We start from the raw sequence: 17,763 nt of genomic DNA, 5'->3' as shown, positions 1-17,763 counted from the left end.
CCCTCTTAATAAAAATTTAAATAGTTAACGTTTGCTAGTATAGCACCATTTTCAAGTCGTTTTCAAATTAGTGAATTAAATTCGACTGCACAATCATCATTAAAACCGGAATCACAATCAGACTTAATAAAGTCGTTTCGGTGACCATAACCGCGGCATAGTCCGCATCGGCGCCATAGAGTTTTGATACCACTGGGGCATTGGTCATGACTGGCATAGCTGATTGCAAGATGAAAACTTGTTTCATTTCAACTGGCATCGACATCGGAATCAGCATTAAGGTCATTAATACTGGGGCAAAGATAAACCGCCCAAGCAAAATTCCGATGCTATCGCGATCAAACCGCATGCTCCGCAATCCGGCATTGGCCATTGATATCCCAATGAAAATCATCGATAATGGCACCGTCATTCCGCCAATATAACTGAAATCTTCCATTAAAAAGTTAGGCAGTTGAATCTTCAGTAAAACGAGAACAACCCCAATCATAAATCCAAGTAACGGTGGTGAAAAGATCTTCGACAACGTTTGCTTCAGATTAAACTTAGCCGCACTGACACCGTCACGTTGAATCAGATATACCCCTAACGTCCAAAAAATCGTCGTGTTCGCCATATAATAGACCAGCACATATGGCAACGCACTGTTCCCAAACAACGCTTCATTAACGGGTAAGCCAATAAAAACGGTGTTGGAATTCAAAAACATCGATGAAAACAAGCCCCGATGTTCCTTTTTAATATTTAGCGCTCGCATCACGCCAAACGACAACCCAAATAGGATCGCCATATTGAGGACTGGAAACCGCAATCCTGGCAACGTTGCCAGTAGCTTCTGCGCCGTAAAGTCCTTGGTAATCGTCGCAATCATATATGCCGGTAAAGCAATCTGCGTGACTAAACGCGCCACTAATTTAGTGGAATCTTCACTAAACCAGCCCCACGACGCCAGCAGATAACCCAACGCAATCATCACAATAATAATGACGACCCCTTGAATACTATGTAAAAAGATGGCCATGCCAATTTCCTCCTAGCAGAAAATAATAATTCAATGAGAATTATTTAAGTATACCACTGTTTTTCAGGCGCTTGTAGCCGTTAAAAGTTTGTAAACGTTTGACTAGTGACCTAATTTTACTTATAGTGTTCTTTGATTATGTCAAAAAAAGCGGTTGAACGCCCACTAATCTTGCCAGAAGAGTTTAAAATCTTCTTAAATCAACCCTAAAAAACGATGCAGCACTTAGAATCGGCATAGAATAGGTTAGTGGAAATATGAAATAACGAGGAACGGATATGTCAGAAAATAATCAAGAACCAATGGGCCCACGTGAGCGCCGTCGTCGGCAACAGAACCCACATTTGCGGCCTAAACGTCATCGGCCGTGGGTTATTACCCTATTGATTTTATTAGCTTTCGTCGTTGCAGGTGCCGCAGCTTGGGGCTTCAAGACTTGGAATACAGCTAAAAACACCATGAACACAACTTTTCAAGCTACCGGTACGTCGAAAGAACGTAACGTTGATGCCGTGATCAAAAACAACAAACCGTTTTCAATCTTATTATTAGGAACGGATACTGGGGCGTTAGGTCGAAGTGCCAAGACAAACTTCTCGGCCCGGACCGATACGATGATTATCTGTACGATTAATCCGAAAAAGGAAACCATGTCATTGACCAGTATTCCGCGGGATACTTTGGTGACCATTGACGGTCAATCGGAAAAGATCAATGCTGCTTATACGATTGGTGGCGCGAGTGGTGCCGTTAAATCAGCTGAAAAGCTCTTAAATGTCCCAATTGATTTTTACGTTTTAATCAACATGGGTGGCTTAAAACAAATCGTTAATGCCATGGGTGGCGTCACGGTCACCCCAAAGTTAACCTTTAAGTATGGCCACGCTAACGTCAAAAAGGGCGTGAAAACCAAGTTAAACGGCGCTGCAGCTTTAGATTATTCACGCATGCGTTATGATGATCCTAAGGGCGATTACGGGCGTCAAAAACGGCAACGCCAAGTCATTATGTCAATGGTCAGTCAATCCAATTCATTAGGCTCAATTGCCAATATTGAAAAGATCACGAAACAATTGTCCAACAACATGCGGACTGATTTAACTTGGAATGACATGGTCGCCTTAGATACGAAGTACAAGAATGCGACCCATCATGCCAAGTCCTATACGCTACAAGGCGAGGATGCGATGATCGATAACTTATCTTACCAAGTTGCCTCGGCTAAGGAACGTTTGAAGATTTCCAAGAAAATTCGAACCCAATTGCAGTTAACCACTAGCGATTTAACGGTTAATGACTATTCAGAAACAGCCTCCGTTTCAACTGGAAACAGTTCATCATCGAGTGCCGATTCGTCAACAACCGATGGCACCACAACTGATACCACTCAAGCTTCTGGCGCCGATGCCACGACAACAACTGGTAATGGCCAATAATAAGTGAACTTACAAACTGAAAATTAATCTCAAAAAAACGCGTTAGTCGACTTGGACTAGCGCGTTTTTTGATGGTTGCTATCGCTCTGATTGGCTTAAGGTGCCGCTCTGGTTGGGCCAGCATTGGCTGGAACGTGGTGGCCGCGTTTAAGAGCCACAAAACGGTCTCATAAGCCGACCCGGAAAATCACTGGCTAAGTCAAACGACACCACTGAGCCAATGCTGACCCGCCCGGCGATAATGAACTGATCATTTGTGAACAAGTTTAAACCGTAACTTTAGCACCCAACCGGCAGGCGATAATTTTAACTAGCACCAAGCGTACTAATAACCTATTGTTTAACAAAAAATGAATCAAATTTGAAACATGACCAAACACTGACACCCGATTTAATTAATCGGCCACTGTGCCAAAAAGGCTTGAAATTTGGCTTCACGTTGGGCAATCAACTCAACTGGCGATAATGCTTGGAGCTCACTAACCGCCGTCACAATCCGTTGATTGATCACCGCCACTAGATCAGCTTGGCGATGATCAATCACCGTATCCACCAAGCCGCGCTGGTGTAAGTCGGCGGCTGTCATCGGTAACAGATCAATCGCTTCGCTAACAGTCTGTTGCCCATGTAAAATAGCCGCAACCGCTTCTGGTGAGGCGACATTAAACAAACTGTCATCTAGCATGATGATCCGATTCGCATTGGCAAAGGCTAATGCCCCGCCACTATGGCCCTCACCCAAGAAGACCACTAGATTAGGCACCGTGAGTTGTCCCATCGCCGCAATCAAGTCAGCGATTGCCTGACTTTGATTAAAGCGTTCTGAAATCGGACTCGCATCGGCTCCTGGCATATTGATTAAACTTACGACCGGCAACTGGAACTTAGCCGCGTGCTGTAGGACTCTTAACGCCGTACGATAGCCCGGCACCGTTAAGGCTCCACCATTTTTTTGTCGCCGACTCACTAGGTCAGTCCCACGATCAATCCCTAATACGGCTAAGCCTAAATTTTCAGCCGTGCGACCAAAACCGGCCGTTAACGCGGCATCGTCACCTAACAACCGATCACCATGCTGCGCCACAAACGTTGGCAATAGTGCGTTAATCACTTGTGGCGCCCGCAAACGATCAGCCGCGCGTAGCCGTTTTAAACGTTCATCCACGTGGCGTCACCCCCGAACATTGATACGCGGCCAAAATAGTCGTTAGCTTATCCCGTAAAGCTGGTCGCGCCACGACCGCATCGACTGCGCCCTGCTGATATAAACTCGCTGCCGTTTGAAAGTCTGGTGGTAACGTGACCGGCATAGTTTGCTGAATCACCCGCGGTCCGGCAAAACCAATCTTGGCGCCAGCCTCAGCCAACACCATATCGCCTTTAAAAGCGAAACTGGCCGAAACACCGCCCATCGTCGGATCAGTTAGGACGGTGATTAACGGTAATTGTGCCGTGGCCAACCGGGCAACTGCAGCTAGCACTAAATTCATGCCAACTAACGCATATAACCCTTCTTGCATCCGTGCACCGCCCGAAGCCGTGACTAAAATAACCGGTAATCGTTGCGCTTGCGCCTGGTCTAACGCTGTGATCATCCGCCGCGTCACTGCCGTATTCAAGGTGCCCATCATAAAATGACTATCCATCACAATTAGCATCACCGGCCAAGTCGCGATGGTCGCTGTGCCAGTAACCACTGCTTCTGTAAGGCCGCTAGTAGTTGCCGCTTGCGCTAGCCTTTTAGTATACCCAGGAAACCCCAACTGATTTTTGGGGCGTTCGGGTGTCGGTAACGCTTGGAAGCTATCCGGATCAACTAATTGTTGAATCCGTTGCGTGGCGGTCAGCCGTTGCCAATGTTGGCAATAGGGACACTGTTGCCATGGTCCCCATTGGCCGGTATGAACGTGCCGACCACAGGCAGGACAAGTTGTCCACACGCCTTTTTTTGGATAATGACTCATGAATTTGCCTCCCAAGCCGCTAGACTATGAATGGTCACCTGATCAGCAACATACGCCGGTCGTGCCACCGTCTGCCGTAAAAAGTTCAGATTAGTTGCCGGCCCAACTAACTTAACGGCGGCTAACGCCGTTTGCAAGTGCTGTACGGCTTGCGCGCGAGTCGTACCGGTCACCATTAATTTGGCAATTAACCCATCATACATCGTCACAAAGTGGTCACCGGCGCGATAACCCGTATCCACTCGGCTAGTTGCCGGCCAACTAAATTGTTCAATTAACGTGTGCTCAACCGGTAAAACGGCTGTAATCCGAGCTTCAATGGCCGTCTTAGTTGGTACTAGGTCAACTGTCGATGCTAAGTGTAGTGGCACACCAGCGGCTTGTTTAATCTGCGCCACTACAATATCGATACCTGTCGTTAGCTCAGTCACCCCGTGTTCCACTTGCAATCGTGTATTCATTTCCATAAAGTAAAACTGACCGTCAGCAAATAAATATTCAATCGTCCCTAAGCTCTGATAACCAGTCTCAGCTAACAATTGCTGCGATAATCGATACAAGTCACGCCGTTGCGCAGGCGTCAAAATACTAGCCGGACTTTCTTCCAAAACTTTTTGTTTATGTAACTGTAAACTACAATCCCGATCGCCTAAAATATGCACGGTCGCCCCGGTGCCTAAGACCTGTACCTCAATATGCCGCGCACTGGGCAAAAAATGTTCCAAATACATCGCATCATTTAGAAACGCGGCGGCCGCTTCGGCTCGCGCCACCCGCAATTGTTGGTGTAACGCCTGGACATCATCAATCACGCGAATGCCTTTGCCACCACCGCCATGGCTCGCCTTCAACACTAACGGGAATCCCATTCGCAGTGCCGTCTGCTTAATCTGCGGCCACGCTAACCCCTGAATCGACCGACCAGCTAAGACTGGCACGCCTTGCTGCTGGGCGAACTGCTTCGCCCGCGACTTATCGCCCATTAGTCGAATCTGGTCAGCTTGCGGTCCAATCCAAGTAATCCCGCATTCGGCACACATCGCCGCAAAATCAGCATTTTCTGCTAGAAACCCGTACCCCGGATGAATCGCATCGGCATGCGTATTAATCGCCGCCATCAAAATAGCTTCAGCATTTAAATAAGACCCAGTCGCCGCGGCTGGACCGATACACACGACTTCATCAGCGAGCTGGGTATACCAAGCCTGACGATCAATTGTTGAACAAACGGCCACCGTTTGAATATGCAATTGGCGGCACGCTTTAATAATGCGCACCGCAATTTCACCACGGTTCGCGATAAGCAGCTTGTGAAACATCCCTACCGATCCTTTCGTAACTTAAATAAAGGCTGGTCATACTCAACCGTAGCCTGATCCGTCACCAAAATGGCCGCCAACACCCCGTTAGTTGGGGCCGTCAGTGGATTAAATAGCTTCATACTTTCAATCTGACCAAGTTCTTGTCCTTGGGTAATCGCTTGTCCCACCGTGAGATCAGGCGCTAAATGCACCACGCCGACCATCGGACTAGTGACGGTCGTGTCTGTAACGGCGGTTTTATCAGCAGTCGCGGTTGGTGCTTTAGCTACTGGTGTCGCAGCTGGTTTGGTTACTTCAATCTCTAACTCACCAGCTTTAACCCGGATTTGTTGATAACCTTGCCGCGCATACTTCTCAACTAACCGATCTAAATCTTTTAATTCCATGCTGTACCCCCTACTTCTTGATCAACACGGACCCATACGCCAAGCCACCGCCAAATGCGGTCAACAAGACTGGCCCAGTGAGGTCATCAAAAACCGCCGCTAACGCCATCGCAACACCCGCCGATGAAGTATTCCCAAACTTTTGGACATTATGGGGGAACTGCGTCATTGGCAAGCCTAGCTTCGTCGCAATTTGTTCAATGATACGTAAGTTAGCTTGGTGGCAGATCACGTACTGTAAGTCAGTCGACGCCACCCCAGCTGAGGCTAATAACCCTTGCATCTGTTGCGGCACAACCGTAGTCGCAAATTGAAAGACATCCCGTCCCGCTTGATAAAACGCATCGGTTTGCGGATAGTTGCTAGCCGCGATTTTTGTAATGGGCTGCACACGACCAGAATGAATAACGGTAGCATTACCTTGAGTCTGTAACTTTTCAGCTAAAATACTATTTTCAGCTGGATCAGTCGTCGCTTGTAACAACGCCCCGCCAGCGCCATCGCCAAAAAAGACGGCCGCGGTTCGATCTTGAAAGTCCATCATTTTTGAATTGACTTCCGCACTGATCACCATCACATTTTGATACTGACCACTCCGAATAAACTTGTCCGCGGTAGCCAAGCCGAACGTAAATCCGGCACAGGCGGCACTCATATCAAACGCAAATGCCTGGTCCGCCCCAATATTAGCCTGTACTAAACAAGCCGTAGCGGGTGTTAACGCATCTGGTGTAATCGTCGTCACAATAATTAAATCAATCGCACTAGCGGCTAACCCACTTTTCGTCAACAGTTGTTGCGCCACCTGGGTTGCTAAGTCAGAGGTATTTTCATCGTTCATCGCATAGTGCCGAGTCACAATCCCTGTATGCGCCTGAATCCATTCATCACTGGTCTCCATAATTGCGGCTAATTCATCATTTGTTACCACGCGCTGCGGCACATACTGGCCCGTGGCGGTAAGCTTAGTATAGACTGCCATCTGTTTTAACCCCCGGTATCCTCGATATAAATATCCTAATGTTCTAATTTTATCAATAAAACGTGTGGGGTCAAAGTTTGAAGGCTAATTTTAGTCAAATCCTTAGACTAAATCGTTCATTACACGTATTTGAAACCACTAATTGCAAAAAAATATCTAAGCAATGAACAACCATCCCTTAGATATTTCCTATCAACTTAATTGTTATGTCTTTGTTAATTCTCAACGGATTGTGAGTGACCATCATCAATTTTCAAGTCAGCTTCATTCAATGGCAACCCAAATGCGGCTAAAAGTTTGAGATAACGTTCTTGGTCTTCATCAGTAAATGGCGCCAGTTCTTTTGCAACCTCGTCAATTGGTTTTAAATACTTCATCATTATCCTCCATGCTTAACTATCTGAATTGTCATTCTTTGAATGCGATTGTTTGAACGAATCGCATATTCAATTCCATTCGGCAATCTTTGCGAATTCGGCTGATTAGCTAGTACCGTATGCGTTGCACTACAAACGGCATCAACTCGTTCAACCAACCGATGGCGCAACAATTCAACGATATAGATTTCAATCATTGCACCATCTAACTCTGCTTGACTTACCTTGTTGTGATATTGCTGCCTTAAGCCCTTAAATAACCGTTGTCGTCTATCGTCAGCTTGCCACTGGCTAAATAATTGCATATCTGTGAGACTATCAACAAAATTTAACACACATGCAAACTCCAAACAAACCTGGAATTGAACAATCATGCCAGTTTGAGTGAACTTGTTAATAAACTTAGCTACTAAGCCAGCATCATCTTGAAAACCATACAATCCATACCCCAACGATCCGGGGCGTCGTTTGCTTTTCCCTAGCATGACTTGATCAATTCTAGGAATTCTAATTTCATCAAATCCATTTTGGATAATCTCATGTGCCCGTGTATTAGTAGTACCGTGATAAAGTGTAATCATCGTTGACATGACTAACGACCCCATATTCTATATTTAAGAGACAAGCAGCATTCGTCTACTCATTTATCAAATACGCTATCACGAATTCAAATCATTATTTTGCTAACACTAATTTTTTCTAGCATACACCCCTACCAACCAAAGACAAGACAAACCACTCACAAAAAACGAGCAACCGAAAGTTCAGCTACTCGTCCAATATCATTCTAAAATTTAAGCTTTAAACCCATTCTTCGCCAATAGCGGCATAACATCAACACGTTTATCCGTCGGTACTTTCTGAGCAAACACCTTTAATCCGGCCGCATGTAGTTGATACAACGCTGCCGCTTCCGGTTGACCAACTGCAATGGCATTAGTCACCATCACCATCCCACCAGAATAAGCCAAGCTACCGATATTAATGCCAACTGCCGAAAAGTCTAAACCACCGGCCACCAATCGCGCCATATTTTGCGGCGTGTCCGTTAGAATCAATGGCTTAATCGTATCGAACAACGGATCATGATAGATTTCAATCATCTTATCCACTGTAATCACGTTCGCCTTGACTTCCGGCGGTGCCGCTTGCACGATCAAAACTTTGCGCAGTTCATCACGCGCCACCATATCTGAGACAACCAGAATCCGGGTTGGCGCAACCGTCTTCGTCCAGACCGTTGCGACCTGACCATGTAATAAGCGGCTATCAATGCGGGCTAAGCGCACATCCATTGTCATAGCAGCTCATCTTCCTCGTTATCTTTTAAGAGTTCCAAATGCTTGATACCAATCTTACCGGTTTCTTCCAAGTGGGCGATTACTTCATTAATCGGCTTGTCCCGTACCGTATAGGCTTCAATTAACATCGGCAGGTTCAGACCAGTAATCAAACCCATCCGATCAGTATGTTCTGCCACAATCCGACTAGCCGCATTAAATGGCGACCCACCCCAGAGATCAACGAGGAATAACACTTCGTCATTATCATCAAACGTCGCGACGGCGGCCGCTAATTTTTGTGCTAATTCGGCCGGACCCTCGTCTAAGTCAAACGTCACCGTCTGAACTTTTTGTTGCGGTCCAAAAATCATATATGAAGAGCTCACGACCCCTTTTGCAAAGTCACCGTGACTCACTACCACAAACGCTAGCATGCAACTGCCTCCCTTTTTTACTTGTCATTGGAATACATGCAAAAAGCATGCCAATTAGTGTATCATTTCAATTCTGCTTGATGTGTTTCTAACAATTGCACAATATAATACGTTTCGGCGGCCGAAAAGGAAAGCTGCAACTGATCGGTGATCTGTTGATTAGCCGTCGTCACAATTGGATACCACGGCGATTGATCCAGCGTCGTCATTTCTTCCGCTGGCGCCGTAATCTGGTCTTTAATCGCGGTGCGTTCTAACGCGCCCGCCAGATGCATAATTAGATCAATCCGAAACGCATTCGGCATCGGTTTCGCTAGTTGCTTACCAATCGTTTCACTATACTGCCATAAAATGGTCGTTAACTTGCGCGGATTCAGGAACGTAAAGTAATCTCCTAAGTACCGTTCACACAATTCTGGCGTCAATTCCTTTAAGTCCGTCAGCTTGCTTTGTGGCGCGTTTAAGCCCATCGCTAGCTGGTCGATGAACTTCTCCCCACCACCTTGTAATAGTTCTTCTAGTGAGATAAAGGGCACGTCTAGGTCGGGCTTAGCAATCCCCGTCGCCGCAATAATCTGATAGGACTGATTAATCTGTGCTAAACGTTCCTGCATATTCACGACTGACACTGGGAACACGGTAATACCTTCAATAAAATTCTGAGCTAATAAGCTATCCAAGATCGTCTTGATGCGTTCCGCCGTCCCGACACCGGTTGAGCAAATCGCAATAATCGCGCGATGATTAGCATCAACGGTCGGTTCTGGTTGGGGCGCATCCACCGGCGTCTCCGTCGGCAGATTGCGCGAAATCCGCGAGTAGCCTTTAAAGCCAACTAACTCATGATAAATCGTATCCAGATCGCTATCAATCAAACTGGCTTTACGGACCGCCTCTAGCACAACTGGGGTGGTGACCATATCGATCGTGCGAATCTTGATATTGGTCGCCGCTTGAATGCGTTTGCCAAAGGTCGTCAACGACCCCATATCAACCAACATTAAAACCCCGTTACCTGCATCAAGCTTAACAATCTGCTCTTTGATTCGGGTATACGCCACGTTGGGATCCATATCTAGCGGCATATCAAACGCGCCCACATCATAATCATCTAAGAGCTGGCCCACCACTTGTGCCATAGATGATGCCGTACTCATCCCATGCGCTGCGACTAAGACACCGATCTTGCCATCCATTTGCATCGATTTTAATGAAATTAATAAAATAGCTAAATAATAAACTTCCGATTGCGGAATGGGTAAATGATAACGCTCGTCTAACGCCTGTTTTAAATACTGGGCTGCCTTGATTTCAGCCGGATAGTCCTTGACCATCGCTAACATATCTTGGCTCATCTGGCGCATCGGCTTTCCCGCCTGAATGCGCTTGATGAACGAACTGATATGCAAGCTAACCGCATAAATAAAATTATCTTTGAAGTTGTAACCAAGCATCTCCTGGATCGTTGCTTGAGCCGTTTTGGTAAAGTCAATCACATCTTGATCAACAATCTCAGCCAACTTATTTTCCGGTGAGATTTCCATCTGCGTCTGCTTGTAAAATGACTTCAAATGCAAGTTAATATCGGTCGTAATAAATCGATTGATATGTTCTTTATCCAAGCCTTCGCGCCGTAACAATGACGCTTTATCGCCAATAATTTCGTATAAATTATAGGGTAATTCATAATTATCATTTTTATTGCGTAGTGGCATCGGCCCATCATTCGGCTTCACAATCAGAAAGGGATCTAACAATTCCGAAATAGCTCCAAGTTCATGCCGATTCGAGGCGACGGTCACTAAGCCACCCCGAATATTTTCCGGTAGATCATCCATCGTGATATCGATTTCCGAATCATTCTCAATACTATTCACGAAGCCTTGCGCACAGACCAACTGAATATTGGACTTTAATTGGCCAACATTCCCAAACGTCACCGAACCCAGGAGCGCTTGCACGACATCTTCAGTTAAGCGAATCTGCTTGTTAATCCGGTTAGCTTCGATTGAAAGCAAGGCTTTTAACAATTCCAACCGTTCTTTTGCCGAACGGTCATTAAAGGCTGGCAACTGAATTGTAATTGGAATCCGCCGCACGAACGTCTGTAACAATGAACTCTTCGGGTCTTCGGTCGTCGCACAGACTAACCGCACATTGGCATGATGGCTTTTAGTCGTCTCACCTAAACGCGAATACGTCCCGTGGTCCATAAAGTAGAAGATCATTTCCTGACCTTCTGGTGGAAGCCGGTGGACTTCATCTAAGAACAACATGCCGCCATCTGCTTCTTGAATCAAACCATCTTTATCTTCATTGGCGCCCGTAAAAGATCCCTTAATGTACCCAAATAAATGCGACATCAACAATTCCGGGTTATGGGCGTAATCCGCACAGTTAAAGGTAATTAGCCCTTGCGGATTGGTTAACACGTTCTGCGATTCGGCAAATTGATACATCGTATTCGCAAAATAAGTTTTCCCGGATCCAGTCGGGCCAATCACTAAGGTGTTCAAGCCCCGCGGTGGATAAAGAATCGCCGCTTTCGCTTGTTCCACTTGACCATGTAAACTTTCCTTAGCCCCAATCATGCTGTCAAAGAGATCATGGGTCGTGTCATAAGTCACGGAGGCTTGGGGTTGGACCTTAGCTGGCCGCGACTTGGTAACCGTCGTTCTAGCCACCGTCGTCGTTCTAGCCACCGTCGCCGTTCCAGTGGTAGCAGTTGCCTCCGATGCTGCTGGTATGACTGTCCCCGATGGCACGTAACGCACTGGCCGACCCGATAACTTTTCTAGGTCGCCATCGCGTACTAACGTATTTAATTCTTTACTTACGTTCGAGCGGGCTAACGCCAGTGCTGCGGCCACCGCTTTAGTCGTCAGACCAGTCGCGTCCCCATACTGACAAACGTAGTCGTAAATTCGAGCTTTTCTAGTCAATCACGTTCGCTCCTTTTGATCATTCAGTAACCGGTTGCAATTTTAAGTGTATTGATACACGTTGATACTCTACAGTTTAACACACAGTGTGTTGATACACTATTTACTTGGACGCAAAAACGACCGGTAACTGAAAAAAGAAGCCATTCAACTGAATGACTTCCTCGTAACTACTTCAAATAACTATCACGATTCTTACCTTTAAACAATCGCTTCATCACATCAAAGAAGCTCAGTGATTGCAACATGCGATCCGGTGAGATATACTTCCGAATCACGCGCAATACTTTTTTCGGGTTCTTCGAAGAAAACGCGTAAGTCCCATTCTTCTTAGTCTTCAGTGCGTATCGTGGAATCCAGCGCCCTTTGAACATCACCGAAACAATCACGATATCCACCTCATCCCATGGAATCTGGATATAGTTACGAATATTGCGGTCATCATAAAATTCAAAACCCTTATCACCGATCATAATTTTGCCATAATCGGTTAACCCTAGATGAGAATTACCGGCAATTACTAAGTCGACTTTTGTATTGATTGATTGGACCATTTGACTTACTCCATTTCTTTCTCTTGATAACACCGATTATACGGCGCCGGCAGCTTTTTGGCAAAGGCGCCGTTTAAACAAAAAGGGATGAACCCATTGGAGTCCATCCCTCGATCTAAGTCAGTGACTCAGATTGAATCAAATGCTTTTTACATAACACCAAGGACATGCATGATAACACCAAAGGCGAATAAGCCGAAGATGATGATGATTGGTGAAACTTTCTTCTTTAATAACCACATGCAGAGGAAAGTAATAATAAGTGCAGCTAAACCTGGAATCAATTGATTCAAGTTATCTTGCAAGGTCGTAACCTTGTACTTGTCCAATGATAAACCAGCTTTTTGTTGAACTAAGGCTTCTTTGACACCTTTAGCACCGGCTGGTAATTTGTTCCAGTCAATATAAGCACCAGAAGCTTGCTTGATGGTCGAAACTTTAACCGGACTGAAGTCAACATTGACCCACCGTTCGATTAAGGCTGGCAAGATGAACATCCCTAAGATTGAAGCACCTTTAGTGATGTCTTGCAAAATACCACCAGATAAGTCATCGGTAATCGCAGACCCAGCTTTGTAGCCAAGTTCTTGTGTATACCACATGAAAGCCATCCGAATGATGTTCCAAACAACGAAGTACAAGATAGGACCCATGATACTACCACCCAAAGCAAGGGAAGCAGCTAAGGCACCAATAATAGGCTTAGCAGTGAACCAGAACACAGGGTCACCAACACCAGCCAGCGGACCCATCATCCCAACTTTAACCCCTTGAATCGTAACGTCGTCAATGGGAGCCCCATTAGAACGTTCTTCTTCAAGCGCCATGGTAACACCAATAATTGGTGAAGCCACGTAAGGATGAGTGTTGAAGAATTCCATATGACGCTTCAAAGCAGCGGCACGGTCTTCTTTAGTTGTATATAACTTCTTTAAAGCTGGGATTAATGAGTAAGCCCAACCACCGTTTTGCATACGTTCATAGTTCCAAGAACCTTGGAGGAACGTCGAACGCCACCAAACATGAATACGATCACTTTTAGTTAATTTAATTTGATCAGCCATTTTAGTTTTCCTCCTTCACTAATACTTGTCGATAATGTCGCCGACAGGGTCACCAGTATTGGAACCACCGCCACCGTTACCTGAACCACCCATCTTAGAAAGGTTCAAGTAGATTAAGGCCATGGCAACACCGATACCACCTAAGGCAATCAAGGTTAATTCAGAAATCGCAGCTAAGACGAAACCTAAAACGAAGAATGGCCATACTTCACGAGTAGCCATCATGTTAATAACCATGGCATACCCAACGGCAACAACCATCCCACCACCGATTGACAAACCATCAGTCAACCAAGTAGGCATCGCGTTCAACATTGCTTTAACAGGACCAGCACCAACAGCTAAGATTAAAGCGGCTGGAATGGCGATACGAAGACCTTGCATGGCAATGGCAATCATTTGCCACATGTCGATCTTAGCAAAGCTACCTTCTTCAGCAGCACGATCCATGATGTGGACGATCAAGGTTGCAAGTGTACGAGCAAGGATGGTGAGTAACAAACCAGCAACGGCCAAAGGAACGGCAATCGCAATGGCTGATGAAACTCCGGCACGGCCTTGGCCACCAAGTACTAAAATAATTGCAGATGCAATGGCAGCTAATGCAGCATCAGGGGCAACGGCAGCACCAACGTTTGACCAGCCTAAAGCGATCATTTGAAGACTACCACCTAAGATGATACATGGGACTAATTGTCCGGTAACTAAGCCGATTAAGGCGCACGCTACAACTGGTTGATGGAAATGGAATTCATCCAAAATACCTTCCATACCAGCTAAAAATGCGACTAATACGACTAAAATCATTTGAATCGCGTTCAAATTCATGATTTAATCCTCCATTTTTCTCCGATAGTTAATTAATTGTTTGCTTGTTCTTTCAACATCTTTTCAGCTTTATCCATGATGTGATCGAGGTTTTCTTGACCATCAGTTGGCACTTTACGAACGTCCATCTTGACGCCCATCTTTTCCAATTCATGGTAAGTATCGATATCATCTTGGCTAAAGGCCAAAACTTTGTTTGGTTGAACTTTACCAGCAGAGTGTGCCATTGACCCAATGTTTAAGGTATCCAATGGAACACCACCCTTGATGGCTTTCAAAGCATCTTGCGGTGTTTCGAATAAAAGCAAGGCCTTTTGACCACCAAAGTGTTTGTCATCCTTAGCTAACTTGATCATTTGATCAATTGGTACCACGTGGGCTTTAACCCCATTTGGTGCCGCCTGGATAATCATTTGAGTCCGTAGGTTGTCTTTAGCAACGTTATCGGAAACAACGATGATCCGAGTTGGGTTAACTGTTTTACTCCAGGCTGTTGCAACTTGACCATGAAGTAACCGTGAGTCAATCCGAGCCAATACATAATCGAATTTCCCAGGACGACCAGCGTTAGCTGAGTTATCAGCTGCCGCTTTAGGCGCTTCCTTAGGTGCTAATGCTTCAGGGCGAACCTTCACACCGTCTTTTGCTGTCTCAATAATATGAGTGGCAATTTCGTGTGCTGAGTTCATTGAGAGCCGTGATGCATAAGCTTCAATCAACATTGGTAAGTTCAAACCGGCAACAATCGCCCATTTGTCCTTATGTGCTTCAAACAAGCCGTTGACTTGGTTGAATGGTGTGCCGCCCCAAAGGTCGACTAAGAATAAGACTTGGTCTTGGTCATCGAAAGAAGCAATCGCTTTTTCCAATTTGGCCTTGATGTCATCAGGTCCTTCACTAGGCATCAATGTAACGGGTTGAACATTTTCTTGTTCACCGAAAATCATTGATCCGGATTGGTAGATGCCCTTGGCGAATTCACCGTGACTAGCAATGATAATGCCTACCATCTTTGTACCTCCTATTTTTTTAGTTACAGTCAGCAAATATGAATAATAATGTCTAAAAAGCCTGCAACTTAAATTTAATGTGATACTGTAAGCGCAATCTTTTTGCACTCACTAATATATATGCAACTTCCGTGCCAAAATACACTAATTGGTAAAGACCGCTATGAAAGGGTTTATATTGATACACAAAAAGTGATACAGTCTTCTGTATCACTTTTTGTGTATCAAATTAGCGTATTTTTTATGTTTTTTTATAAAACTTGGCTGATTTTTAAGGATTGCTTTAAACTTCCTTAGTAACTGAGGGCCCGGTAATGGTTACGTTGCCAATATTTAAGAAATTGGGCGTTAGTGAGACTGGTTTTACGGTTAGTCCAGGGGTCGTTATACCTGATCCGCGTTTTAGAATAGCCGGTAACCGTGACACTATGCGTGTTAAAGCCATCTAGCCCTGCCATCCAAGTAACGACGGGATGATCATTATTCAACTGGCGCTTTAATTGTGGCAGCCGACTGCCGGTCAGGTCAACAGCGGTACCAAGATAGTGTTTGACAGTAGTTAACAAGCCCTCTGGGTAGACATAATGGCCATGTCCCCGATTATTGTAAGGACTGTTGACGAAACCATAATTCGGATTAGTGCTGCGCGGCACGCGTTTGGTGACTTGCAGCTTGGTTGCTTTGGAACCAGCATATTGCAGCATCATGGTGGTGGCAACAATTTCACAACCAGTCGGTAATTCTGGTCGTTGAGCGATCAGTGGCACGTTTAATTTGAGCATTCCCGTTGGTTTAAGATAGCCATGCCAGACCCAACCGGTTTTACCAGTTTTGTTTTTAACATAATAATATAGATAGGTTTTGCCATGCTTAGTCAGATAGCTGCGTTTGATTCGGGTCCATTTGGTGTGTGGAAAGTTGGCTAATTGGTGTACTGGCTTCAGCGTTAAATGTTCGTTAGTGCCATTAAATTGATACAGCTTACCAATCGTGCTAGCTGTTAAATAAGCCCGCTTAGCCGTAGTGGACACTGGCTTGACCGTGTAATGAGTCGCCGCCTGCCCAACTAAAACGCCCCCGCAACCGATTAATCCCCCAATACTGATTCCTAGTAGCCATTTATTGATCATGTTGATGACCTGCTCTCTTTTGGTTAGTTTAGTTAGCTTGATAACTGGTTTTATCATATCACTGGAATTAGGGAGTCGGTCAATTTGTTTAACTTGCGAACTGCTGAGTTGGGTTGTTGGGCTTTTTAATTAAACTTAATAGCGGAATATGCAAAAAAATGAGGTAAACCTGGTTATCTGACTGGATGATAAGGCTACCTCACTTTTCTATTGATCTGTTTCTTTATTTTATTAATTTTCTTCCTCGAAAACATTTCGAACCTGAGCTAAAATTGATTTGAATTGCCTTTGAGAATGGATATGCCCAACAACCTCACCATGTCGTGCCAAAAAATCATATGACAGTAGCTGAAGCAACAGTGCATCACCATTAATCTGACTTTCAAAATCCACTATTGAAAATCTAAAAGGTGACTCACGATGAACATGAGTAATCGCCAATCCAATCACTAGTCCCGACTTATTACTATAGCTGCTACGACTCATCACTAAGAAAGGTCGACGGATATTATTTTTTCCTAAATCATGTCCACCCATTTCATGACCAGCGTGAGGCTCTGCATCAATAAAAATGAGATCACCTTGGTGTACATCAAGCATTTGTTTTTTCCTTTCCAACTGGTGAAACTTCACGTGGATTATACCCCAAATCATCTAACTCTTCTTGACGTAACTTATCATAATCAATTTTATCTAATTGAGAATCTGACCATAGATCATAGTTGCCCTTGTTAACTGGCTCATAAACAATATTACCATTGCCATCTTGATAAACATTAAATTCAGTATCAGTAGAAACTTTTATACTTTTAGGAATTGTTAAAATAGTAGAATTACCTTGATGTCTCGCTTTTACAACCATGATGAATACCTCCTTTAATTTACACTGTTAGTGTACACTGTATTCACGGTGAATACAAAAAATTACTTTCAAAAAAATTTTTACGTTTGATTTGTTAACTCTTTATCCTTCAAAGCCCCATACATTCATAAAAATTAACTCAGTACCTTTGAGTCGTTAGACGATAAG

Annotated in this window: 19 protein-coding genes; 1 reads left to right on the top strand and 18 read right to left on the bottom strand. The window is 44.8% G+C overall.

Translation table 11 applies throughout. The features are described 5' to 3' along the window. Positions 1 to 67: 67 nt before the first annotated feature. Positions 68 to 1,021: an AEC family transporter gene (locus tag FFM77_RS11365; RefSeq protein ID WP_137635881.1), complete on the bottom strand. Its 954-nt coding sequence runs from the start codon at positions 1,019 to 1,021 to the stop codon at positions 68 to 70. Between the two features lie 278 nt (positions 1,022 to 1,299). Here FFM77_RS11365 and FFM77_RS11360 point away from each other — a divergent pair, with 278 nt between their 5' ends. After that, positions 1,300 to 2,457, top strand: a complete 1,158-nt coding sequence (locus FFM77_RS11360; protein WP_137635880.1) for an LCP family protein — start codon at positions 1,300 to 1,302, stop codon at positions 2,455 to 2,457. Positions 2,458 to 2,848: 391 nt separating this feature from the next. Here the strand turns inward: FFM77_RS11360 and accA are convergent, their stop codons facing one another. From accA to FFM77_RS11275, 17 genes are all read right to left on the bottom strand, one after another. After that, positions 2,849 to 3,622: a carboxyltransferase subunit alpha gene (gene accA, locus FFM77_RS11355; RefSeq protein WP_137635879.1), complete on the bottom strand. Its 774-nt coding sequence runs from the start codon at positions 3,620 to 3,622 to the stop codon at positions 2,849 to 2,851. Beyond that, on the bottom strand, positions 3,615 to 4,421 hold the full coding sequence (locus tag FFM77_RS11350; RefSeq protein WP_137635878.1) for an acetyl-CoA carboxylase carboxyltransferase subunit beta: 807 nt from the start codon (positions 4,419 to 4,421) through the stop codon (positions 3,615 to 3,617). Before FFM77_RS11350 ends, accA begins: the two co-directional genes overlap by 8 nt. After that, positions 4,418 to 5,740 carry an acetyl-CoA carboxylase biotin carboxylase subunit gene (locus FFM77_RS11345; RefSeq protein ID WP_137635877.1) on the bottom strand — a complete coding sequence of 441 codons (1,323 nt, stop codon included), beginning with the start codon at positions 5,738 to 5,740 and terminating at the stop codon, positions 4,418 to 4,420. The genes FFM77_RS11350 and FFM77_RS11345 overlap by 4 nt, the downstream gene beginning before the upstream one ends. Positions 5,741 to 5,742: 2 nt before the next feature. Beyond that, the gene (locus FFM77_RS11340) at positions 5,743 to 6,129 is read right to left on the bottom strand and encodes an acetyl-CoA carboxylase biotin carboxyl carrier protein (protein WP_137635876.1); all 387 of its coding nucleotides are present in this window, start codon (positions 6,127 to 6,129) and stop codon (positions 5,743 to 5,745) included. Between the two features lie 10 nt (positions 6,130 to 6,139). After that, positions 6,140 to 7,111 (bottom strand): beta-ketoacyl-ACP synthase III, encoded by a 972-nt coding sequence (locus FFM77_RS11335; RefSeq protein ID WP_137635875.1) that lies wholly within the window; start codon positions 7,109 to 7,111, stop codon positions 6,140 to 6,142. A 215-nt stretch (positions 7,112 to 7,326) separates the two neighbouring features. Further along, positions 7,327 to 7,488 carry a cyclodeaminase/cyclohydrolase family protein gene (locus tag FFM77_RS11330; protein ID WP_137635874.1) on the bottom strand — a complete coding sequence of 54 codons (162 nt, stop codon included), beginning with the start codon at positions 7,486 to 7,488 and terminating at the stop codon, positions 7,327 to 7,329. A 2-nt stretch (positions 7,489 to 7,490) separates the two neighbouring features. Further along, positions 7,491 to 8,078, bottom strand: a complete 588-nt coding sequence (locus FFM77_RS11325) for a hypothetical protein (RefSeq protein WP_137635873.1) — start codon at positions 8,076 to 8,078, stop codon at positions 7,491 to 7,493. A gap of 204 nt (positions 8,079 to 8,282) precedes the next feature. Then, the gene (locus FFM77_RS11320) at positions 8,283 to 8,789 is read right to left on the bottom strand and encodes a PTS sugar transporter subunit IIB (RefSeq protein WP_137635872.1); all 507 of its coding nucleotides are present in this window, start codon (positions 8,787 to 8,789) and stop codon (positions 8,283 to 8,285) included. Next, positions 8,786 to 9,205, bottom strand: coding sequence for a PTS sugar transporter subunit IIA (locus tag FFM77_RS11315; RefSeq protein WP_137635871.1), 420 nt, complete (start codon positions 9,203 to 9,205; stop codon positions 8,786 to 8,788). The genes FFM77_RS11320 and FFM77_RS11315 overlap by 4 nt, the downstream gene beginning before the upstream one ends. Positions 9,206 to 9,267: 62 nt before the next feature. Then, complete coding sequence (locus tag FFM77_RS11310; RefSeq protein ID WP_137635870.1) at positions 9,268 to 12,147, bottom strand: sigma-54-dependent transcriptional regulator; 2,880 nt, start codon at positions 12,145 to 12,147, stop codon at positions 9,268 to 9,270. A gap of 170 nt (positions 12,148 to 12,317) precedes the next feature. Beyond that, complete coding sequence (locus FFM77_RS11305) at positions 12,318 to 12,701, bottom strand: DUF956 family protein (protein WP_137635869.1); 384 nt, start codon at positions 12,699 to 12,701, stop codon at positions 12,318 to 12,320. Positions 12,702 to 12,850: 149 nt separating this feature from the next. Beyond that, on the bottom strand, positions 12,851 to 13,765 hold the full coding sequence (locus FFM77_RS11300; RefSeq protein WP_137635868.1) for a PTS system mannose/fructose/sorbose family transporter subunit IID: 915 nt from the start codon (positions 13,763 to 13,765) through the stop codon (positions 12,851 to 12,853). An 18-nt stretch (positions 13,766 to 13,783) separates the two neighbouring features. Further along, entirely contained in the window at positions 13,784 to 14,593 is an 810-nt protein-coding gene (locus FFM77_RS11295; RefSeq protein ID WP_137635867.1) for a PTS mannose/fructose/sorbose transporter subunit IIC, read from the bottom strand. A gap of 32 nt (positions 14,594 to 14,625) precedes the next feature. After that, positions 14,626 to 15,603 carry a mannose/fructose/sorbose PTS transporter subunit IIA gene (locus FFM77_RS11290; protein ID WP_137635866.1) on the bottom strand — a complete coding sequence of 326 codons (978 nt, stop codon included), beginning with the start codon at positions 15,601 to 15,603 and terminating at the stop codon, positions 14,626 to 14,628. A gap of 293 nt (positions 15,604 to 15,896) precedes the next feature. After that, the gene (locus FFM77_RS11285) at positions 15,897 to 16,733 is read right to left on the bottom strand and encodes a C39 family peptidase (protein ID WP_137635865.1); all 837 of its coding nucleotides are present in this window, start codon (positions 16,731 to 16,733) and stop codon (positions 15,897 to 15,899) included. 231 nt (positions 16,734 to 16,964) lie between these two features. Further along, complete coding sequence (locus FFM77_RS11280; RefSeq protein ID WP_223876828.1) at positions 16,965 to 17,351, bottom strand: type II toxin-antitoxin system PemK/MazF family toxin; 387 nt, start codon at positions 17,349 to 17,351, stop codon at positions 16,965 to 16,967. Next, the gene (locus FFM77_RS11275; protein ID WP_137635864.1) at positions 17,326 to 17,595 is read right to left on the bottom strand and encodes an AbrB/MazE/SpoVT family DNA-binding domain-containing protein; all 270 of its coding nucleotides are present in this window, start codon (positions 17,593 to 17,595) and stop codon (positions 17,326 to 17,328) included. Before FFM77_RS11275 ends, FFM77_RS11280 begins: the two co-directional genes overlap by 26 nt. Between the last annotated feature and the right edge of the window lie 168 nt (positions 17,596 to 17,763).

This window comes from Lactiplantibacillus songbeiensis (assembly GCF_005405125.1).
Lineage (GTDB): Bacteria > Bacillota > Bacilli > Lactobacillales > Lactobacillaceae > Lactiplantibacillus > Lactiplantibacillus songbeiensis.
Note: the sequence above shows the minus strand (reverse complement) of the source record. Positions and strands in the feature narration are given on the sequence as shown.